This window comes from Cypionkella sp., from assembly GCF_030652235.1.
In the GTDB taxonomy this organism is placed as follows: domain Bacteria; phylum Pseudomonadota; class Alphaproteobacteria; order Rhodobacterales; family Rhodobacteraceae; genus Cypionkella.
Genome location: NZ_JAUSBA010000040.1, coordinates 61,440 through 83,903, shown reverse-complemented (window position 1 = coordinate 83,903; position 22,464 = coordinate 61,440). Strand labels below are relative to the sequence as shown.

The window sequence follows — 22,464 nt, the reverse complement described above, 5'->3', positions numbered from 1 at the left end:
AATGAAAGGACCGATCATGGCCCCCCGCGTTCTCGTATCCGACGAACTCTCTGAAACTGCCGTGCAAATCTTCCGCGACCGTGGTGTCGAGGTCGATTACATGCCCAAGCTGGGTAAAGACAAAGACGCGCTCGCCGCGATCATTGATCAATACGACGGCCTCGCCATCCGTTCGGCCACCAAGGTGACCGACAAGCTGCTGGCCTTGGCCACCAATCTGAAAGTGGTGGGTCGTGCTGGTATTGGCGTTGATAACGTCGACATTCCTGCGGCGTCGAAAAAAGGCGTGATCGTGATGAACACGCCGTTCGGCAACTCGATCACCACCGCAGAACACGCCATCGCGATGATGTTTGCCGTAGCGCGGCAATTGCCCGAAGCCAACGCCTCCACCCAAGCCGGTAAATGGGAGAAATCTCGCTTTATGGGGGTAGAGTTGTTCAACAAAACCCTCGGCGTGATTGGCGCTGGCAACATTGGCGGCATCGTCTGCAACCGTGCGGTGGGGCTGCATATGAAAGTCGTGGCTTACGATCCCTTCCTGTCGGACGAGCGCGCCAAGGCTTTGGGCGTCACCAAAGTGGAATTGGACGAACTGCTGCACCGTGCCGATTTCATCACCCTGCATGTGCCGCTGACCGACAAGACCCGCAACATCCTTTCGGCCGAAAATCTGGCGAAAACCAAGAAGGGTGTGCGTATCATCAACTGCGCCCGTGGTGGTCTGATCGACGAAGCAGCCCTCGTCGATGCGCTGAAATCCGGCCAAGTCGCAGGTGCCGCGCTGGATGTGTTTGAAGTTGAACCTGCCACCGACAGCCCGCTGTTCAACCTGCCCAACGTGGTCTGCACCCCGCATTTGGGCGCATCGACCACCGAGGCGCAAGAAAACGTCGCCCTGCAAGTGGCAGAGCAGATGTCAGATTACCTGCTGACCGGGGCTGTTTCCAACGCGCTGAACATGCCCAACGTGACGGCAGAAGAAGCCGCTGTGATGGGACCGTGGATCAAACTTGCCAGCCATTTAGGTGCCTTCATCGGCCAAATGACCGAAGAGCCGATTAAGGCGATCAACATCCTGTATGACGGCACTGTGGCGGGCATGAACCTTGCCGCGTTGAACTCGGCTGTCATTGCGGGTGTGCTGAAAACCCAGAACCCGGATGTGAACCTTGTTTCGGCCCCCATCGTGGCGAAAGACAAAGGCATCCAAATCTCGACCACCCGCCAAGACAAAACCGGGACCTTTGATGCCTATATCAAAGTAACCATGGTCACAGAATCGCGCGAGCGCTCGGTTGCAGGCACTTGTTTCAGCGATGGCAAACCGCGCTTCATCCAGATCAAGGGCATCAACATTGACGCCGAAATCGGCGAACACATGCTCTACACCACCAATGATGACGTGCCGGGCATCATCGGCCTTCTCGGCATGACGATGTCGAAAAACAACGTCAACATCGCGAATTTTACCTTGGGCCGCGAAGGCATTGGCAAGCAGGCCATCGCGATCCTGTACCTCGATCAAGCCATCGACCCCAAGGTGCTCGAAACCCTCGAATCCACCGGCATGTTCCAATCGGTGAAAGCGCTGCAATTCGACGTGGCGTGACCCTGCTTGCGCTTTCGGTTTGGCGCAAATATCCAACACGGGTCCGGGGGCGTGAAGCCCCCGGCCTTTGCACTGAGAGGCGCGCATGAGAACCTATGCCATCGGCGACATTCACGGCCATATTGAACTTCTGCGAGAGGTTCATTCTTGGATTGCCGCTGATCAAGCAAAACATGGCGCAGCCCCGATTGTGCATGTCGGTGATCTGGTTGATCGCGGTCCGGATTGCCGGGGCGTGGTGGAATATCTGCGCGTCGGTGTCGAGGCCGGGCAAGACTGGGTGGTGCTGAAAGGCAATCATGACCGCATGTTCACAAACTACATCCGCGACATCAATTACCATGATCCTTGCCTGCGCACGGACCTATCTTATCTGCATCCCAAGATCGGCGGAGCGGCAACTTTGGAATCCTACGGCGTGAAAAACGCCGCCGATCGCCCACTGGCCCCGGTCCATGCCGAGGCTTTGGCTGCCGTACCCGAGCCGCATCTGAAATTTCTCGAGTCTCTGCCGATTTACTATCAGCGCGGCGAGGTGATTTATGTCCACGCCGGCATCCGTCCTGGTATCCCGATTGCACAACAGGCTGAGGATGACTTAGTCTGGATCCGCAAAGGCTTCCTTGAAGACACCCGCGACTTTGGCGCGCTGATTGTGCATGGCCATACCGCGCTGGACGCGCCGATGCATTACGGCAATCGGGTCAATATCGATTCAAGCGCTGCTTACGGCGGGCCCCTGACGGCGGTGGTTCTGGAGGGTCGTGAGGTGTTTAACCTGACTGCAGCCGGACGCATCGCGGTGCTGCGCGGATAGAGCCTAGCTCTCCGCCCTTGCCAGTACCAAGGCCTGAGACAGTACCTTAGCATCGCCGATGTGATTGGCCAAAATCAACACAAGCCGCGCGTTCATTGCATGACTTTCTGCCTCGGGCAGGCCCCGATGCGCGGCCAGAAGATCGGCATAAAATCCGTCTGAATCTGCAATATTTGGTCTGGTGTTCAATATCATATCAGCCCTCCCAACTTTGCTCCAAGGCCGCTGCTACGCCAGCTGCCGAGACCGAAAGCCAGCGCGCCGCGACCACCTGATCGGGCCTGATCAGGTAAACCGCCTGTGGCTGATCACCCAGATAGCGCCTGCGGATCATATCCGTCAGCACAGGTTTCACCACCCGTAAGCCGAGCTCTGGGGCATCGCAGCCCAGCGCCAACAACACGAAGTCGCGCCCCAAAGCCTCGGTCATCCAACCGTTTTCCAATGGCGCATCTGGTGCCACAGCGCCCGGTCGCGCGCCAGCCGGAAGATCGGCATCGGGCGCAACCAGCGGATAAATACAGGGCTTTGACAACCGCCCAGAATTCACCATCGGCCGCGCAAAATCTGCCCGTCCGGCCAGATGCAAGACGGCATCGCGAAACAGGCGTTCAATGCCCGGCTCCGGCGACATGAAGCGTGTTGAGCGACTGGAGTTCAGCAAATTCTCATCTGCGCCGTAGCACCGTTCGCGATCATACCCCTGTAGGGCTTCAGGCGCAGCCACACCGTTTATCACCGCCGCCAGCCGCCAACCGAGGGCGTCGACATCGCCCAAGCCGCCATTTCCGCCGCGCGCGCCGAAGGGAGAAACGACATGCGCGCTGTCGCCTACGAACAAAATATTACTATGAACAAAGCTTCGTAATCGTCGACATTGGAAGGTATAGACGCTGATCCAATCCAGTTTGAAATCGGCGTGACCCACCACTTTCTCAATACGCGGGCTGACAGTCTCAGGCCGTTTCTCCACCTCTGGGTCAGTGTCCCAGCCAAGCTGAAGATCTATTCGGTAAATGTTATCCGGCTGCTTGTGCAATAGCGCGGATTGGCCGGGATGGAAATTTGGCTCAAACCAAAACCAACGTTCGCTGGCAAAATCGCCCTGCATTTCGATGTCGGCGATCAGAAAGCGTTCTTCGAATAATTCGCCATCAAATTCCAACCCCATCATCTCGCGGATCGGACTGCGCGCACCGTCGCAGGCAAGCACCCAATCAGCCTCCAACATGTAAGACCCGTCTGGCGTGACCACCTTTACCGAGGCGAAATCCGCTTTTTGATCCACCGAAATCACCCGATTTTTCCAGCGCAGGTCAATGTTCAATGCCTGCGCCCGCTGCACCAGATATTCTTCGACGAAATATTGTTGCAGGTTCACAAAGGCGGGCATCTTATGCCCGTCCTCGGGCAGCAGATCAAAGTTGAACACCTCTTTATCGCGGTGAAATGTGCGCCCCACTTTCCATGTCACTCCTTTTGTGACGGATCGTTCACCTACACCAAGCCTATCCAGAATCTCAAGCGAACGCTTGCTCCAGCAGATCGCCCGAGACCCGACTGAGACCACATTGTTGTCATCCAGTACCGTCGCCAGCACGCCATGATTTGCCAGTTCAATCGCCATCGCCAACCCAATCGGACCAGCGCCAACAATGATCACTTTGTGACGCGGCTCGGGCGCCCTCAATCCAGCAGGTGCAACGTAATCAAAGGGTTGATGCGCAAAAGCCATCACATTACCCCTGCAAGTCTGCCCACATCTGGCGGTCACGTTCAGCCGTCCAGACGCGGGGTGTCGCTATCCCGCGTGCCTCGTCAAAAGCGCGCGCGACGTTGAACGGCAAGCAGTGTTCATAGATTGCAAAATTTGCGAACTTAGAGTCACATTCAGCCCGCACCGCGTTCCAAGCCTCTTTCAAGCGGCCTCCGCGCGCCGCCACTTTTGCCGCCGGTCGGTAGGTGCTTTGCACAAAATCAGCGGTCGAGGCGATGGCTTTGCCCACCATTTCGCGCCCTATCAGCGCATCTCCACGCCCCGGCGCAATCGCCACCGGATCGAAGGCCGCAATGTTCGCCAAAGTGTCGATCCAATCGGCAAAATGCCCGTCGCCGCAGTAGCAGGCCGAGTGATACTCCACGATATCGCCGGTGAACATCACTTCGGAATCCGGCACCCAAACCACCGCATCCCCAGCGGTATGGGCGCGGCCCAGATGCATGATATCGACGCGGCGCTTGCCCAGATACACCGTCATCTGATCGCTGAACGTGGTGGTCGGCAGGGTCAGGCCCGGAATTTCCTCGTGGCCCTGAAACAGGCGCGGAAAGCGGCCAAACTCGCTGTCCCAGTCTTCTTGTCCGCGTTCCATCACCATGCCGCGCGCAGCATCAGACATGATGATTTCCCTTGCGCCGTAAGCACTTGCGCCCAGAACGCGCACAGCGTGATAATGCGTCAGTACCAAGTGGCTGATCGGCTTGTCGGTGACGGAACGGATACATTCCACCACTTTGCGCGCCAGTCTCGGCGTCGCTTGCGCCTCAATCACCATCACCGATTCATCGCCGATGATCACGCCGGAATTCGGATCGCCTTCGGCAGTGAAGGCGTAGATTCCATCACCGATTTCGACGAATGAGGTCTTTTTCTCGGTCAGATCGCCTTGTGACGCAAACACCTTAGCCATTCATGTTTTCCTTGCATAAGGGGCTACGAGCGCCGGGACGACCTTGCCCGAACACGCGCCAAACCCGATCCGATATCCGTCTCCCAACGCCGCACCGCGCAGGGTCAAAGTGTCATTGTCCTCGATGAAGCTGCGGGTGCTGCCCGCAATCGCGAAGGGCTCTTTGCCCCCCCAAGACAGTTCCAGCAGGCTGCCCCGACTGTCCTTCGCGGCGCCTGAAATCGTGCCTGACCCCAGAAGATCACCGACATTCATCGCGCAGCCAGAGGTGGTGTGATGTGCCAGTTGCTGCGGTGCAGAGTAGTACATTTCTGCACAGTTGGTGCGGCTGATGATGGTTTCTGTACCGCCTTCGGGCACTAAGCCAACCTCTAGGGCGATGTCATAAAGCATTGGTCCCGGTTCTTGCAGATGCGGTAGAAGTGGAACTTCGCGCGGCGGGGTCGAGGTGCGAAAGGGCTCTAGCGCCGCTTTCATAACGATCCACGGGCTGAGGGTGGTGGCAGTGGCTTTGGACTGGAATGGGCCAAGCGGTTGATATTCCCAAGCCTGAATATCTCTTGCAGACCAATCGTTTAACAGAACATAGCCGAAAATCATCGCATCGGCTTCCGCCACCGTCACCGGCAGGCCATGTGTGGACGCCTGCCCAACAATCGCACCGATTTCCAACTCGATATCGAAACGACGTGAGGGTGCGAAGATCGGGGCGTCAAACTCTGGGACTTTCAACTGGCCCCAAGGGCGACGCACTTCCGTGCCGGAAACCACCACCGACGAGGTGCGGCCATTATACCCGATTGGCATATGCAGCCAGTTCGGCGGCAGCGCGTTTTCTGCACCGCGGAACATGGTGCCGACGTTGGTGGCGTGGTGGCGGCCAGCGTAGAAATCGGTGTATTCGGCGACGATGAAGGGCAGGTGCAGCGCGGCACCCGCCATCGGCACCAGATGATCTTCGACCACCCAACGCTTGCTGGCCCCCTCGACGAGCATTGCGGTGACTTGGGCGCGAAACTCGGCCCAGATGCTTGGCCCAGCCTCCATAAATTCGTTCCAGAAAGGTACGTCGAACAGCGGATGATCGGTCAACTTCAGCAAGCCTTCGGCTTCCAAAGCGGTCACATCAAGAATGAAGTCACCGATGGCCACACCACAGCACGCCGGATCATCGCCAAGGGAAAACACGCCGCAGGGCAGGTTGTTCAGCGGGAAATCGGTGGTCGCGGTGTTCGCGCTTGCCACCCAAGATTTCAGAAGTTTCATCGCGCACTCTCCCATGCTTGCAGCCCAAGACCTAGGGATGCGGGCAAGCTGATGCGGCTGTCAAGTCGGCAGAATTTTCCTGCCAGTGAAACCACAGTTGTCATTTCAGCCCCGGCGTGCCGTCGAATTTCTTCGCCAGACTCTCCCAACAGTCGATGTAATCGTCCTGCAAGGGGGCCTCTTTGGCGGCGAAGGCAGTCAGGTGCTGCGGGAAGCGGGTCTCAAACATGAAGGACATGGTTTCCTCTAGCTTTTCGGCCTTCAGCGCTGCGTTCGATGCGCCCTCGAATGCCTGCTTGTCTGGGCCGTGTGGCAACATCATATTGTGCAGGCTCATCCCGCCCGGCACAAATCCTTTGGGTTTCGCGTCGTAGATGCCGTAGATATTACCCATCAGTTCCGACATGATATTCTTGTGATACCACGGCGGGCGGAAGGTATCTTCGGCGACCATCCAACGTTCGCGGAACAGCACGAAATCAATATTCGCGGTGCCTTCCACGCCCGAAGGCGCGGTCAGAACGGTGAAGATGGACGGGTCGGGATGGTCAAACAGGATCGCACCAACTGGGCAATAAGTGCGCAGATCATATTTCACCGGAGCATAATTGCCATGCCACGCCACCACGTCCAGAGGGCTGTGGCCGATGCGGGTGCGGTGGAACTGGCCGCACCATTTCACCACCACCGAGGACGGCACCTCGCGGTCCTCAAACGCCGCTACTGGGGTTTTGAAATCGCGTCGATTGGCCATGCAATTCGCACCAATCGGGCCACGTCCGGGCAATGTGAACTTTTGTCCATAATTCTCGCAGACGAAACCCCTGCAGGGGCCTTCCAGCACCTCCACCCGATACACCAGCCCGCGCGGGATCACGGCGATTTCCTGCGGCTCTAGGTCAATCACGCCCAATTCGGTACAAAACCGCAGGCGACCCTGCTGCGGGACGATCAACAACTCGCTATCGGCGCTGAAGAAATACTCATCCTGCATCGATTGGGTGACGAGGTAAACGTGGCTCGCCATGCCGACTTGGGTGTTCACATCGCCCGCCGTCGTCATGGTGTGCATACCGGTAATCCACGTCAGCGCAGCATCAGTATGTGGCACCGGATCCCAACGGTATTGTCCGAGTGAGATCACATCCGGATCGATATGCGGTGCAGATTTCCAATAAGGAACGACAATTTTTTCAAAGTGATGCGTGTGTTTCACCGAGGGGCGGATGCGGTAGCACCATGTCCGTTCATTTTGGTGGCTTGGCGCGGTGAAGGCGGTGCCAGAAAGCTGTTCGCCATAAAGCCCGTAGTTGCACTTCTGCGGCGAGTTCATGCCCTGCGGCAAAGCGCCTGGCAAAGCCTCGGTTTCAAAGTCATTGCCGAAGCCGGGCATGTAATGGGCGTGGGTGCCTACCGTTGTCGAGGCACGGGTCAAACCTGAGGGTAGGCTTTGGCTGTTCATTGCGGCCTCGCGGTGCGGAATCGGGTCTAACTTATGGCGAGAAAATATCGTTGCATGTGCAACGATGTCAATGGCGATATGCAATGCCAATAAACCCACGCTCGAAGTTAGCGGTTCATGGAGCGTAGACTGGCCAAAGCCCCAAGCGCCAGCAGCCCGGTGGTGCAGGCGACCACCCAGAAAAACCCGCGCTGGCCCATGATTTCCAGAAACGGTGACATCAGCAGCGGTGCGAAGACTCCACCGACCAGCCCAGCGCCGATAATGGTGGGGGCGACGCGGGCGTTGTTGCCCATCTTGCGAGTGGCAGTGACGTATTCGGTGGGGAAGAACATGCCCGCGCAGAAGCCCAAGCCCACAAAACCAGCACCGGGCAGCCACAAGGCGGCGATCAGGGCCGAGATACAGGCTCCGATCAGCGACAGGGTGAACAGCGTGAAGGCGGGCAGCAATCCTGCCACGGCCATCAGGCAGAGGCGGGCGGCGAGGAAGGCCAGGAAGAATGCCGACAGCAGTTGGGCGGCCAAGGTCTCGGATAGGCCCGCGTTGATCAAGGCAGTGGGCCCCAACCCGGTCAGACAAGCCTCAACACTGATCGCCACCGCGCCGAAGATCAGGATCGGCAGGTTTAGCCGGAGCGGCGTGGTTGAGGTGCTGGCCACCACCGTCGCATCGCGGCCCGCCGGCCCGGCACAGGCGGTGATCACCACGCCGATCACGGCGCAGATGGTGAAGCTGAGCACCGCATCTCTGCCCAAAGCCACGAAGACCAGTGGCGCGCCAATAGCTCCGATGCCGAAAGTGGCGTTCAGCAGGCTCAGCATCGCAGGCCCACGCGCGCCAAACGCCCGCAGCATCCGCGGGTTGAACACCACCGTGGCCGCCCCATACCCCGCGCCAAACACCACCGCCCCCAGCACCGTCAGCGCCCAACTGGCCCCCAGCGCCATCAGCGCCACACCCAGTGTCATCGCCGCCACCACATGCCGGGGCGTCGCGCGCGCGCCAACAACGAACATCGCCCCCACACCAATCGAACATCCGATCCAATGCGCCGAAATCAGCAGCCCTGCCGTGCCGATATGGATGTCAAATCCGCGCGCAAATACTGGCAGCGCCGGGCCATACAGCGCCGTGCCAGCGCCCATCAGAATGAAGCTGGCAATGCTGATCACCAGCAGCGCCGCATTGGTTTTGATCAGGTTGCGCAAGGGGATCTCCGGTTTGCCGCGCATGGTGTCCCCCGCCCGCACTGCACTGTCAATCGCACGCGCTTGCGAAAACTGCCGTCAACAGGCAGGCTTAGGCAAAACATGAGGCTTGATGATGAGTTTCGATCTTTCCGCGTTCCTGCCCTACCAGTTGGCCGTCGCCGCTGCCCGTATTTCCAAGGGCTTTGCCGAGCTTTACCGCGCCGAATTTGGTCTGACGATCCCAGAATGGCGGGTGCTGGCGCATCTGGCACAGGATGATCAGGTGTCAGTGCGCGAGATTCAGGCGCGGGTCGATATGGACAAATCCAAGGTCAGCCGGGCTGCGGCGCGGTTGGAAGCCACGGGTCTGATCGAAAAGCGGGAAAACCTTGAAGACCGTCGCTTGCTGGATATGCGCCTTACCCCCAAAGGCCGTGACTTAATCGACCGCATCGTGCCGATTGCCGACGCGTATCAAACACAAATCCTGACCCAGATCGGTGCGGATGCCCCGCTGTTTCGCGCCGCCTTGCTGCGTCTGCTGGAGGAAAAATGATCACGCTTTACGATTACTGGCGTTCGTCTGCCGCTTACCGGGTGCGGATGGCGCTGAACCTGTTGAACCTGCGCTACAAAAGCCAGCCGGTTGATCTGGTGAAAGGTGAACACCGTGGGGCAGACAATGTTGCGCGCAATCCACAGGGGTTGGTGCCGACGCTCGACATTGATGGCCTGCGGCTGACGCAATCCCTTGCGATCATCGAATATTTGGATGAAACGCGCGGCGGCTTGCTGCCGAAAGATCCAGCGCCCCGCGCCCATGTCCGCGCTTTGTCCTACGCGATTGCAATGGAGACCGCCCCGGTCTGCAACCTGACCGTTCGTGATCACGTAGGATCAATGGGGGTGATGACCAGTGAGGCATGGACCCGCCATTACATCACCAAGGGTCTGACCGCTTTTGAGGCGATGTTGACCACGGCAAGCCGCTACTGCCACGGCGATAGCGTGACGATGGCCGATCTTTGCCTTGTGCCGCAGATCTATAATGCCGAGCGGGTTGGCATTGACGTGACGTCCTTCCCCCAAACCGCAAAGATCGTGGCAAACCTGCGCGAAATCCCCGCCATCGCCGCCGCGCATCCGGATCGCGTCAAACCCTAGAGGCCCGCCCCATGACTGCCATGACTGACATTTTCATCCTCTCCACCGCGCGCACCGCCATCGGCAGTTTCGGCGGCTCTCTCGCCGCCATGCCCCCGATCGACATCGCGACCCATGCCGCGAAAGCCGCCATCGCGCGGGCGGGGATCGAGGCGGGGCAGATTGGCACCGTGGTCTTCGGCCATGTCATCAACACCGAGCCGCGCGATATGTATCTGGCCCGCGTCGCCGCGATGCAGGCCGGGGTGCCGGAAACCACGCCCGCGATGAACGTCAATCGTCTTTGTGGTTCCGGTGCGCAGGCCATTGTTTCGGCCATGCAAATGCTGCTGCTGGGCGACGCGGAAATTGCCTTGGCAGGTGGTGCGGAGTGCATGAGCCGCGCGCCCTATGCCGTGCAGTCTGCGCGCTTTGGCCAGAAAATGGGTGATGCCACGATACTCGACATGATGACGGGTGCTTTGACTTGCCCGTTCGGCACCGGGCACATGGGCATCACCGCCGAGAATGTCGCCGTACGTTACGGCCTGACGCGCGAGGCGCAGGACGCCTTCGCCTTGGAATCGCAAACCCGCGCCGCCCGCGCGATTGCGGAAGGCCGCTTTGTCGATCAGATTGCCCCGATTGAACTGACGGGCCGCAAGGGACACACTCTCTTCGCGCAAGATGAACACCCCAAAGCCACCACGCTTGACGCCCTCGCAAACCTCCGCCCCGCCTTTGCCAAAGATGGCACTGTCACGGCGGGCAATGCCTCGGGTATCAACGACGGCGCGGCAGCCGTGATCCTGTCGCGCGGCAATCCGGGCCATGCCCGCGCCCGCATCATGGGCTACGCGGTGGCGGGGGTTGATCCCAAAGTGATGGGCCTTGGTCCGATCCCAGCCGTTCAGGCGCTTTGTGCCAAACTAGGGGTCAAACCAGACAGTTTCGACGTGGTGGAATCGAACGAGGCTTTCGCCGCCCAAGCCATTGCCGTGACCCAAGCCCTCGGCCTCGATCCGGCTCGCGTCAACCCCAACGGCGGCGCGATTGCCTTGGGCCATCCTGTTGGTGCTACGGGTGCGATACTGGTTGCCAAAGCGCTGGCAGAACTGGAACGTGCGGGGGGCAAAACCGCACTGATAACCATGTGCATCGGCGGCGGTCAGGGCATCGCTTTGGCGATCGAGCGGGCATAGGCTGTATGGCCCGTTTCCATTCGGAATATCGCCGCTTTCTATACTGGAAAGGTTTCGTTAACTTTTACCGCAATCGCACCTTGGTGCGGGCAGATCTGCCCATCGCATCAATCACCGAAAGCGTGATGAAGCCGCGCCCCAACTGGCCCAACATCACCTGTTTTGACCCCAGCGAGATCGCCACAGGCACCCCATTTGCCAGCCAAGTATAGGGTGCTTTACCGCCTGAAACCCGTACCAAAAGCCCCTCTGGCAGCATCTCTACCTCTGCGCCATCAGGCGGAAAAGCCACCGCTGGCGCATCTTTGTCCGGCTGAAACGCCGCATTGCGGTTGCGAAATTTCTGCAACGGTTGCGGCAATTCTGCGTTTGAAACCAAAAGTGTAGACGGCGGAGCCTCTGGCTGCGGGTCGAGATTGCGTTTCAGTCGCGCAAAGGCCTGAAACAAAACCGGCGCCGCCAAATCCGCCCCAAACGCCCCGGGCACAGGTGTGCCATCCGGGCGGCCCATCCAGATGCCAATCACGTTGCGGCCATCAAACCCAATCGCCCAAGCATCGCGGTGGCCATAGCTGGTCCCGGTCTTGTAAGCTAGGCGATTTTCCGGCGCACCGGGCGGCGGCGCTAAGCCCGCCAAAATATCCCCCACCTGCCAAGCACTTGAGGCTGACAACACCCGCTGTCCCTCCTCGCGTTGACCCTTCATTTGGTGTGTCAGCGGCAGCGAAACCCCACCCCTAGCGATAGCGGCGTAAAGTTGCACCATATCTTCAAGGCTGACCCCGATGCCCCCTAAAGCAATCGCCAACCCCGGTTGCCCCGCCGGCAGATCGTATTTCACGCCAGCTTTATCCAACGACGCCAGTAACTTAGCCGGCCCTAACGCATCCGTCAGCGCCACGACGGGGATGTTCAAAGACTCCTGCAAAGCCTCTCTGATCCGAATAGTTCCGCGAAATTGTCGATCAAAATTCTGCGGCTTATAGCCATTGAAATCAGTGGGTTTATCGTCAATCAAAGTCTCGGGGTGGGCCAAGCCTTCGTCAAAAGCCAGCCCATATATCAAGGGCTTAAGCGTCGATCCGGGGCTACGGATCGCGCGTGTCATATCCACAAACCCCGCCCTGCGATCCGCCTTGAACGCCGCCGACCCCACAGACGCCAGCACTTCGCCCGAGATATGATCCGCCACCACTATCGCCACTTGCAGCCTGTCGCCGCGGCTGGCGACGACATCGGCTGCCAATCGCTCCAGCTTACCCTGCAAGGTCTTGTCCAAGGTCAGCTGGTGCAGCTTAAGTCCTCGTTCTTCTAGGATAATCCGGTCAGACATATGCGGTGCTAACGCGGGGAAAGGGCGTCGCGCGCTCGGCACCACCTCTGTCCGCGCCGTCCGCATCTGCTCGTCGTCAATCAACCCATCCCGCAAAGCCCGCGCCAAAACGCGATCCCGCGCATCCGTCGCCCGCTCGACCGAGCGATCAGGCCTGCGCATCTCCGGGCTTTGCGGAATAGCCACCAGCAGCGCCGCCTCTGCCGGCGTCAGCCGCAAAGGCTCTTTGCCGAAATACGAAAGTGTGGCCGCCCGGATACCTTCCAGATTGCCGCCATAAGGCGCAAGCTGCAGATATAACGACAGAATTTCCTGTTTGGTCAGCCTCCGCTCCAGGGCCATCGCCACCCGCATCTGCCGGATTTTGCCGTCAATCTGCCCGGTGGTGCCTTCCTCCAACAGTCGCGCCACCTGCATCGTCAGGGTCGATCCCCCCGACACCACATGCCCCTTCCAAACCGCCTGCAAAGCTGCGCGGATCAAGGCCTGCGCGTCGACCCCGCAGTGTTGAAAAAACCGTTTATCCTCATAGGCCAGCAGCGCCGCGATATAATCGGGGTCCACATCCGACAGCGCCACATCCAACCGCCAGCGACCATCCGCCACCGTATAAGCCCGCAGCAAAGCGCCGTTGCGGTCGAGCACTTCAACCGAAGTCTCAACCTGCAACGGTGGTAAAACCGTCGCATCAACCCATTGATCAAGCTTGTCATTTGAAAAGGCGGCGAGCCCAAGGCTCGCCGCCAAAACAAACAGAAACCGCGCGCCCATCACTCGGAAATGGTGATGGTGCCCGCATCCGTCCGACCCGTCAGGTCGGGCCGATACATATCTTCAACCGAGGCGGCAGGCTGGTGGAAGGTGCCCGGAGAGATTGCCCGCACCACATAGGCCAACCGGAAGGTCTCATTGCTGTAGCGGTCAATCGCGGTTAGGAACCGATCTTGCCGGAACTCGCTATGCGCAACTTCGGTTTCCAAGCCCAGTTCCGACAGCGCTTCCGACCCCGATGACATTAGGTTCGGATTGTCGATTTCAAACCCAGCTGGCAACGGATCAGAAACCATCAACCGCGCTTCGCCACGGCCAAACGGAGTGACTTCCAGCACGGTGATCAGCCGGGTGCCAACTTTCAGCCCGTCCAAAGTCGCAGCCTCGCCGTCCATCGTGTAGTAGTTCCGCGTGATGGCATAACCGTTGCCGCCTGCGGGTTCAGGTTCAGACGGCACGCCATAGGTGGTGACGGTCAGCGTGGTGTCACTATCGCTGGTGTTTTTTACCACCACAGGCGCGGTATTCGCCGCATCCAGCACTTTGACCAAAGGCCCGGAAGCCGGTGCGCCGTCGATCAGGATGCCATCCGCGCCCTTGCGATCAATCAGCGCATTGGCCGCCAGCAGCGCCCAAGTCGCCTCTTGGGTCGATAGCGCCGAGGTGGTTGCGATGCGCGACGTGAGCGCCTCTTGATCCACAGCCCGTGAGCCTGACTCCGCCGCCAAAGCCAGCACCGCCGCCGCATCGCGGTAGTTGGTGCCATAGTCGGCGCGGAAGATCTGCTCTTTCTCCGGGCCTTTCAACGCCTCTAACGCCACGCCCGCACGCCGGAACATTGCGTCGGCGCGGGGTTGATCGCCGTAGCTTGCCAAAGCCGCACCCAACTGCGCCATCGCCGCAGGCGTACTGAACGCATCGCCCTTCACGTCGGCATAATAGCGCAAATCGCCCACAGCAGCGGCACCTTCACGGGCCAGAACCATCAGCGCATAGGCTAAAGCCTCGCCGCCTTTGTCAAAGTCAGCTTGGTAGTTCACTTGGTTGCGCAGGTTATCAAGCGCGCTGCGAAAAGCCTGATCTGGCACCGCATAGCCGCGTGCTTTCGCCCGGCTGAGGAAGTCGGTCACAAACGCATCCAGCCAGAAATCGCCGCCATTTTCCACCGGACCCCACAGGCCGAAAGAGCCGTTGGAGGATTGGTTGGTCAGCACTTCCTCAACCGCTTGCTCCACCCGCAGCTTGATGTCGTCAGACCCCGGAAGGTCCATCGCGACCGCAACTTGATCGAAATACAGCAGCGGCAGCGCCTTGGAGGTAATCTGCTCTGTGCAGCCATAGGGGTAGGCATCCAGCGCCGCCAAAACACCGGGAGCGTTCAGGCGGGCGATGGGGCCGACGGCCATCGTGGCTTTACCCGAACCGGGGATCAGGCCTGTAAAGGCGTTGGAATCGAAGGTGAATTCCTGACCTTTCTTCAGCTCAAGGCGGCTGACCCGCACCACGGCAGGATCGTTGATTTCCACCGGTACCGTTAGGGTTTTCTTCAAAACCTTGCCGTCGGGCGTGGTCAAAGCGATCTCAATGGTTTGGTTGCCAATCGCATCCGCCGTCACCGGAATGGCGAAGGTAGCCTTGGCGTTGTCGCCCAGATCAAAGCCGGAAGGCACATCGCCCAGCTTCAAACTCGCCGAAGATACATCCAACGACATCCGCCCTGAAGGCCCGGTGGCGTGAACGATTTCCAGCAGCAGGCGCGATTGATCCCCCGGTTGCATGAAGCGCGGCAAGGATGCCGTGACAACAACCGGATCGCGCACCAGCACATCGGCGCTGGCTTGGCCGACACCTTTCTTCGACCATGCCACCGCCATCACCTTCACTGTGCCGTTGAACGACGGCAGGGTGAACGAGGTGCGGGCGTAGCCGTCGGCACCAACTTGAACAGGGCCAGCGAAATAGGCGACCAGTTCTTCTGTCGGAGGTGGTGCTTGCAGACGCGCTTGAGCCCCCGCATCGCCACCCGAACGCACTGAGCCTTCGGCCCCATTCATGCCGTCAATCAAACGGCCATAAATGTCACGGATGCCGACGCCCAGTTTCCGCTGGCCAAAGTAGTGGTCTTGCGGGTTTGGCGGCTGGAATCCGGTCAGGTTCAAGATGCCCTGATCGACGGCAGCGATGGTGACGTAAGCGCTATCGCCCGCAGCGACGCCGTCAACTTTAACAGCCACATCCAGCGGCCCACGCGGCGCGGCATCGGGTGCGGTTTCCACCGTCGCCGTCAGCGCACGCGCGCCGGGGTCGATGGTGGCATGGGTCAGGCCCAAAGCGCGGGCTGGGTTGCGGCCAGCGGCCACATCCATAGGGCGCAGCACAGAAGCGGTGACGTAAACGCCTGCACCCCATTCATCGGTGACGGTCAGCGGGATCACATTCTCGCCTTCCTTCACCACAACCGCCTGCATCGACACCAGACGGTTGGACAGCACCGTGATCAACGCGGTGCCAGCCGCGCGCGGAACGATGCGCAAATTGGCGGTGTCGCCGGATTTATACTTTGGTTTGTCCAGCGACAATTCCAGCGTATCGGGCGAATCAGTGGCATCGGCGGGCGCATACCAACCGGCATAGAAACTGGTCGAGGTTGCAGCCGGCGCGCCATCGCTGCGTTCAACCAGAACCTCATATTCCCCCCATTGCACTGGAGCCGAGATTTTGGCGGGCTCAGCACCGATATCGGCGGTGCCCTCAGCCACCTTGCTGCGCGTGGTCACAGGTTCCCAATTCCACGCGCTATTGCTTTGATACCATTGGTAATCTGTCTCAATCCGGGTGATCGTCCATTTCACCTTCATCGGTACAGGTTTGGCACCCGCGTCAATGCCAATCAGGCTGAACGCCGCTTCCGAACCTTCTGGCACCACACTGGCAAACATCGCTTTGATGCCGATCAGATCAGACGACGGGGCCAGCAATTTGGTGATCTTACGTTCCACCGGACGACCCGAGCCTTCGGCGACGCGCACGGTGGCGCGCATTTCCAACGGGCGGCCGGGGTCTTCAACTTCGGGTAGGGCCAGATCGACGGTCGCTTTGCCGTCCGCATCGGTGCGAATGTCGCCAAATGACGACAATGCCGCATCAAACGGCGCGTCATAGCGGCCAAAGACATAGCCCGGCCAAGCCTCTAGCTCTTTCGCCGCGCGCAGCAGAACTTCGCCCTCGATGGCCAGATCAGCCCCCGGCGCGCCAAACAGATATTTCGCATCCACCATCATCTGCGGCACATCGCCCAAGTGGATCGGTTGATCCGCCAGTGCCAGCTTGAAGTCGATCCGTTCCGGCAGGAAATCTTCCACCAGCACGGTTTGCAATGTCAAAGCCGCTGCTTCCAGATCGGCGTAAACCTCCAGCGTCCACAGCCCGCGCGGCGCAGAACCGCCAACAGGCAGCGCGAACACATGGCCGCCAGCCCCAGCATCGGCGACTTGCGCGCGCGCGTATTCGACCCCATCCGGGCGTTTCAAAATCGCTGTCAGCGGCAGGCCTTCAATCGCGGCGGTTTCAGCATCACGCGCCAAAGCGGTGGCATAGATCGTCTCGCCCGCGCGGTAAGCGCCGCGATCGGTGGTCAGGAACACATCGACCGGGGGCGATGCCTCTCGTCCCGCCACGCCGCGATCTGACAGGTCAAACTCGGGATCTGTCAGCGACAGAAACGCCAGATCGGCTTCACCATCCCGCGCCACAATCATCGCCGGAGCCTGCCCCCCGGTGCCCAAAGCCAAAGCGGCGTCAAACTGGGCGTAGCCTTGCGCGTCGGTCTTGGTGGTGGCCAACACCTCGTTGGTGGTGGACAACAGATCGACCGAAACGCCGTCTTTCGCCGCCGCCGTGCCAAGGCTGCGCACAAACACATGCAGGCCGTCAATGCCCGACATCGTGGTAAGCCCCAGATCAGATACCACAAACCATTGCCAGCCCGCAGGCACCACATAGGGATCAACGCCGGGAACCGCCGCTTTGAGGGCATAGATGCCCGCCGGTTGACCCTTCAACGCCTCGTCCAACGGCAGGCGGGTGGTGACATCGACGTTTACATCTTGCTTGACCGTACCTTCGCCCTTCCAGATTTCCGAACCGATCTGGCTAGAGAAATCATATTCTTGATAATCCGCCATCGGGGTGCCGAAGTAGCCATTCTGCAACGAACGCAGCAGGTTACGGTCGGTTACGCGATACAGCGACAATTCCAGCTTTTCGGTGTTCACCGTCTCAACCGGGATCAAGGCCGCGCCAGCGCGTGGTAAAACATAGCCCCGGCCCGGAAAGCGCACGCCGGGATTGCGGTCACGCACATAGACGGTGACGTCAATGGATTTCGCCAATGTTTGGCCATCGGCCGCGGGAAGCCCCTCGCGGAACGTGAGGGTGTTGCGCGACCCGAAGGTCACGCCCTCCACACAAAGCTGCTGCCAGCCATCAGAGGTGACGGTCAGGCCGGCGCTGGGAAGTTGCACGAAGGTCGCATAATCGACGCCCGACTTCGCCAAGGGCTCCGAGAAATTCACGCAGATGCGCGGGCGGGCGGTGTCGGTGACAACCACATTATCAACAATCCGAAAGCCATATTTGCCAATCGCATCATCCAGCGCCAAAGCGGTGTCGTCACGCGGTTGCAACGCCTGCGCCAGCCGCAATGCCTGCACCTTGTCGCGACCTCGGTCGGTCGCCTCAAGCGCATCGCCCATCGTCAGCAGAATCGTATGTTCCTGCGCCTTGTTGTCTGACCGCAGGAAAGCATTGACCGAGGCATAATACGCCCGATCCAGATAGCTGCGATCACTGGCCTTTTGCCCTGCCGCCAGCAACAATCTGGCATATTCCGCCCAGCCATCAGCAGAATCGGTCAAGTTCAGCGCAGCCCCTGCGTAATTGCTGGCCAGCGCGAAATCGCCATTCGCTTCTGCATCGGCAGCAGCCCCCAGATGATCTTCGGCGGAATAACCGTTGGTGGTGTGGGTGTTGGCCAGTTGCACGGCTTGATCGGTGATGCCCGCAAGCTCCCAATCCTGCACGAAATTCAGATCACTGCGGCGGGCCTTGGCGCGATCTTCGGCACCCTTTTCGGCTTCCAGTACAGTTCCAGAATAGGCGCCGTCAAACGCCGCCGTTTCTCCCACTTTGGATTTCGGAAAACACGAGCCGTTGCTGGTGTTGAAGGTGAAAGCCTTGCAAAGCTTATTGGTCAGGCAGGCGCGTTGGCAGGCCTCTAGCGTGGTGTCGAAAATCGACGCAATATCGCCACCCGGCATATCGGTGTTCTCGCTGAGAACCAAACGCTTGGCAGGAATCAGATCCTGCGCGGCTGCGGGCATCGCCGACATGATGAATAAACTTGCGAAAACGCCCTTTAGGGCGCGACCGAAACCAACGCGCATCGCCAATATCCTCCCTGAAATCAGTGGTCCGACTGTCGCATGTGGGCCGCCGCGTTTGCAAGCTATCTGATCCGCAGGATGAAACTTGGCTTGTTAATCCATGATTCATTTTGTTGCGCCAAATTGCCCGAGACTTATGTGCGGCTTGCCGCGCGGATGCACAGAATGTGACGGAACGGGACGGGCATGGATTTCGCAGAACGGCTTGCAAAAGAAAGGCGCGCGCGGTTGGCGGCAGAGCGGCTGCTTGAACAAAAAAGCCGCGAGCTGTTTGCGGCCAATGCCAAGCTTGGCCTGCATGCCCGCGCTTTGTCTGACCAGATCGTCGAACAACGGCAGGTGGTGAAATCAGCGCTGACCGAGGCAGAGCAGTTGAAAGGTCAGCAATCCCGCTTTGTCGAAGATCTAGACCGCGCGCATACCATAGCCGTGATGGCCGAGCGGCGGCTGTGGGACAGCATAAACACCATCAAGGATGGCTTTGCGGTGTTCGATTCCAACCAGCAGCTGATCACCGCCAACGCGGCCTACCTTTCCGCCTTCAATGACCCCGAAATCGTGCCGGGCCTGCCCTATGCCGATCTTTTGTGCATCGTGGCAGAGGGGGGGATGGTGGAACTGGGCGCGCTTACCGCAGACGTCTGGGTCGCCGATATGCTGGCACGTTGGGAAGCCGAAGCTATCGAGCCAATCACGGTACAGTTCAAGACTGGCACTTGGGTGCGCATGGTCGATCAGCGTGCCCGCGACGGCGACATGGTCAGCCTTGCGCTTGATATCACTGAACAAATGCGAATCTGGGCCGCTATCGAGGCTATTCCCGATGGTTTCGTGCTGTTTGACAGAGAGGAACGTCTTTTGACCTGCAATCAACGCTACCGCGACATCTATTCGGCTTCGGCCCCCGCCATCGTGCCGGGCGCAAAGTTTGAAGATATCTTGCGTTATGGGCTGGACCACGGTCAGCATTTGGATGCCATGGGGCGTGAAGCTGCGTGGCTGCCCGAGCGCCTGTTTCAACACCGCCACCCTGGAGCGCCGGTCGAACAACAGCTTGCCGATGGTCGTTGGATCAGGGCGCAAGATCACGCCACACCGGATGGCGGGCGGGTCGGTTTGCGGGTCGATATCACGCACCTGAAAGCGCAGCAGGTGGCGCTGGAGGCAGCCCGGTTGGCCGCCGAAGCTGCCAGCCGCGCCAAATCGGCCTTCCTGGCCAATATGAGTCATGAAATTCGTACCCCAATGAATGGCGTGGTCGGCATGGCGGAACTGCTCTGCGACACCACTTTGTCCGAAGAACAGCGCCTGTTCGCCGAAACCATCCGCTCCTCGGGGGAGGCGTTGTTGGTGATCATCAATGACATCCTTGATTTCTCGAAGATCGAGGCAGAGCGGCTGACCCTGCACCCGGAACCCTTTGATATGGAGCGCACAATCCACGAGATCGCCATGTTGCTACAGCCGCGCGCCCGGGAAAAGGGACTCGATCTGATGATTGATTTCGACATGTTCCTGCCCACCCGTTACATCGGTGATCCGGGTCGATTGCGGCAGATTCTAACCAATCTGATCGGCAACGCGGTAAAATTCACCGACAAAGGCCATGTGCTGATCCGCGTTGTCGGGCTTGAAGGTGATGCGGGTCAGCAAGACCTGCACATCACCGTTGAAGACACTGGCATCGGCATTGCGCCAGAAAACCTAGAGCATATCTTCGGCGAGTTTAACCAAGTGGAAAGCCAGTCAAACCGCAAGTTTGAAGGCACGGGTCTGGGGCTGGCAATCACCAAACGGCTGGTGGAGCGGATGCAGGGCGAGGTCTGGGTGGACAGTGATCTGGGCAAGGGGGCCTGTTTTGGTTTCCGCATCCCACTGCCGATTGCCGAAGATGCCGAGGAACCGCGTTTGCCGATCACGGTGAAACGCGTGTTGGTTGTCGATGATCAGTTCATCAATCGCACCATTCTCGAGCGTCAACTGGTGCCCTGCGGCATCGCGGTGACCTTGTGTCGTTCGGGCGCTGAGGCATTGTTGGCGCTGGCAAGCGGCAGCTTTGACGCCATCATCACCGACCACGAGATGCCCGAGATGGATGGCCTGACACTGGCCGCCCGCATCCGTGCTAAGGGGATCGAAACCCCGATCCTGCTGCTATCGTCCAGCCCCGCCAATGCGCGTGAGGGCGAGGGCGCGCAACATCTGACGGCGACATTGCAAAAGCCGATCCTGCGGGCTGATCTGTATCGTCGGCTGCAATCGCTGGCGGCCCCCGCGCCCGACGCTCCGCCCGTTGTCGAAGCTGTGCCACAGGCCGCGCGTCGGCAGATGCGCGTGTTGACGGCCGAAGACAACCGCACCAACCAACTGGTGTTTCAAAAAATGGTCCGCGAGGTCGACATCGAACTGGTGTTTGCCAACAATGGGGTAGAGGCGGTGGCGCTGTTCCAAAGCTTTCAACCAGACTTGATCTTCATGGATATTTCCATGCCCGAAATGGATGGTCGCGACGCCGCCCGTGCCATCCGCGCGCTAGAGGATGGCAAAACCCATGTGCCGATCGTCGCCCTGACTGCCCATGCGATGGACGGCGATGCTGAAGGAATTTTGGCTGCCGGCATCGACCGCTACATGACCAAACCATTGCGCAAGGGGGCGATTAGCGAAACGCTGACGGATTACTGCCCCAGCTTCGCGCGCCCGATTGCCGCCGCAGAAAGGGCTGCCTAAGCCGCGGCTGCAACTTGGCGCGAAAAAACCAACCGCGCCGCGTCCGATTGCGCAGGGCGATAGGTGTAGCCGCCCAAATCAAAGCCGTGCAGATCGGCGGGGTCGGTCAGGTGGTGCTGGCTGATAAACCGCGCCATCGCACCCCGCGCCTTCTTCGCCCAAAAGCTGACGACTTTTGCCTCACCATTGCGCTCTTCCAGAAACACCGGAGTAACGACTGGCAGCTTCAATGCTTTCAGATCAACCGCGCCGAAATACTCCGCCGAGGCACAGTTGATCAGTACCTTCGCCCCTTGCTCGGCAGCCAAGGCGTTCAAGACTTTGGCGATTTTGCTGCCCCAATAGGCGTAAAGATCAGCGCCCTTCGGGTTTTCCAGCTTGCTGCCCATCTCCAAGCGATAGGGCTGGATCGAATCCAATGGCCTCAGCAACCCGTAAAGTCCGGACAAAATCCGCAAATGTCCTTGCGCCCAAAGCAGGGTATCCGACTCCATCTGCCGTGCCTCAAGGCCCGCATAGGTATCGCCATCAAAGGTAAACGCAGCGGGTTGACCGGGCGCGTCGGCGTGAAACGCCTTAAACCGCGCGTGGTTTAACTGCCCCAAAGCGGGCGAGATATCCATCAGCTTGCAAAGGTCGTCCACGCTCAGGCCCCGCGCCACCTTCGCCAGATGCAGCGCATCGGCGGCGAAATCCGGCACGGTTGGCGTGAAATCGGTCAGATACGGCGCTTCATTCAGGCGTTTGGCGGGGGAAATCACGGTCAGCATGGCGGGCTCCTTTGCTGCAAGACATAGCGGG

At 59.5% G+C, this 22,464-nt stretch carries 15 protein-coding genes; 6 read left to right on the top strand and 9 right to left on the bottom strand.

Annotation, left to right across the window (positions count from 1 at the left end):
- Positions 1-16 precede the first annotated feature (16 nt).
- A complete protein-coding gene (serA, locus tag Q7V03_RS13510; protein WP_304926115.1) occupies positions 17-1,612 on the top strand; it encodes a phosphoglycerate dehydrogenase in 1,596 nt (531 codons plus the stop codon).
- An 85-nt stretch (positions 1,613-1,697) separates the two neighbouring features.
- A complete protein-coding gene (locus tag Q7V03_RS13505; protein WP_304926114.1) occupies positions 1,698-2,429 on the top strand; it encodes a metallophosphoesterase in 732 nt (243 codons plus the stop codon).
- A 3-nt stretch (positions 2,430-2,432) separates the two neighbouring features.
- Here the strand turns inward: Q7V03_RS13505 and Q7V03_RS13500 are convergent, their stop codons facing one another.
- From Q7V03_RS13500 to Q7V03_RS13475, 6 genes are all read right to left on the bottom strand, one after another.
- Positions 2,433-2,624 (bottom strand): DUF2783 domain-containing protein, encoded by a 192-nt coding sequence (locus Q7V03_RS13500; RefSeq protein WP_304926113.1) that lies wholly within the window; start codon positions 2,622-2,624, stop codon positions 2,433-2,435.
- 1 nt (position 2,625) lies between these two features.
- On the bottom strand, positions 2,626-4,164 hold the full coding sequence (locus Q7V03_RS13495; RefSeq protein ID WP_304926112.1) for an FAD-dependent monooxygenase: 1,539 nt from the start codon (positions 4,162-4,164) through the stop codon (positions 2,626-2,628).
- 4 nt (positions 4,165-4,168) lie between these two features.
- On the bottom strand, positions 4,169-5,119 hold the full coding sequence (locus Q7V03_RS13490) for an MBL fold metallo-hydrolase (RefSeq protein WP_304926111.1): 951 nt from the start codon (positions 5,117-5,119) through the stop codon (positions 4,169-4,171).
- Complete coding sequence (fahA, locus tag Q7V03_RS13485) at positions 5,120-6,385, bottom strand: fumarylacetoacetase (RefSeq protein ID WP_304926110.1); 1,266 nt, start codon at positions 6,383-6,385, stop codon at positions 5,120-5,122.
- 100 nt (positions 6,386-6,485) lie between these two features.
- A complete protein-coding gene (gene hmgA, locus Q7V03_RS13480) occupies positions 6,486-7,847 on the bottom strand; it encodes a homogentisate 1,2-dioxygenase (RefSeq protein WP_370651127.1) in 1,362 nt (453 codons plus the stop codon).
- Between the two features lie 107 nt (positions 7,848-7,954).
- Positions 7,955-9,082 carry a sugar MFS transporter gene (locus Q7V03_RS13475; RefSeq protein WP_304926109.1) on the bottom strand — a complete coding sequence of 376 codons (1,128 nt, stop codon included), beginning with the start codon at positions 9,080-9,082 and terminating at the stop codon, positions 7,955-7,957.
- Between the two features lie 91 nt (positions 9,083-9,173).
- Here Q7V03_RS13475 and Q7V03_RS13470 point away from each other — a divergent pair, with 91 nt between their 5' ends.
- From Q7V03_RS13470 to bktB, 3 genes are read left to right on the top strand one after another with little or no spacing between them, the layout of a single operon-like run.
- Complete coding sequence (locus tag Q7V03_RS13470; protein WP_304926108.1) at positions 9,174-9,596, top strand: MarR family winged helix-turn-helix transcriptional regulator; 423 nt, start codon at positions 9,174-9,176, stop codon at positions 9,594-9,596.
- Positions 9,593-10,204 (top strand): maleylacetoacetate isomerase, encoded by a 612-nt coding sequence (maiA, locus tag Q7V03_RS13465; protein ID WP_304926107.1) that lies wholly within the window; start codon positions 9,593-9,595, stop codon positions 10,202-10,204. Before Q7V03_RS13470 ends, maiA begins: the two co-directional genes overlap by 4 nt.
- Before the next feature lie 20 nt (positions 10,205-10,224).
- Positions 10,225-11,385, top strand: a complete 1,161-nt coding sequence (gene bktB / locus Q7V03_RS13460) for a beta-ketothiolase BktB (RefSeq protein ID WP_304926192.1) — start codon at positions 10,225-10,227, stop codon at positions 11,383-11,385.
- A gap of 64 nt (positions 11,386-11,449) precedes the next feature.
- Here bktB and pbpC read toward each other — a convergent pair whose 3' ends face one another.
- Entirely contained in the window at positions 11,450-13,492 is a 2,043-nt protein-coding gene (pbpC, locus tag Q7V03_RS13455) for a penicillin-binding protein 1C (RefSeq protein ID WP_304926106.1), read from the bottom strand.
- Positions 13,489-18,933, bottom strand: a complete 5,445-nt coding sequence (locus Q7V03_RS13450; protein WP_304926105.1) for an alpha-2-macroglobulin family protein — start codon at positions 18,931-18,933, stop codon at positions 13,489-13,491. Before Q7V03_RS13450 ends, pbpC begins: the two co-directional genes overlap by 4 nt.
- Positions 18,934-19,119: 186 nt before the next feature.
- Between Q7V03_RS13450 and Q7V03_RS13445 the strand changes: the two genes are divergently transcribed.
- Positions 19,120-21,663 carry a response regulator gene (locus tag Q7V03_RS13445; protein ID WP_304926104.1) on the top strand — a complete coding sequence of 848 codons (2,544 nt, stop codon included), beginning with the start codon at positions 19,120-19,122 and terminating at the stop codon, positions 21,661-21,663.
- Here Q7V03_RS13445 and yaaA read toward each other — a convergent pair.
- Entirely contained in the window at positions 21,660-22,433 is a 774-nt protein-coding gene (gene yaaA, locus Q7V03_RS13440; RefSeq protein WP_304926103.1) for a peroxide stress protein YaaA, read from the bottom strand. The genes Q7V03_RS13445 and yaaA overlap by 4 nt on opposite strands.
- Between the last annotated feature and the right edge of the window lie 31 nt (positions 22,434-22,464).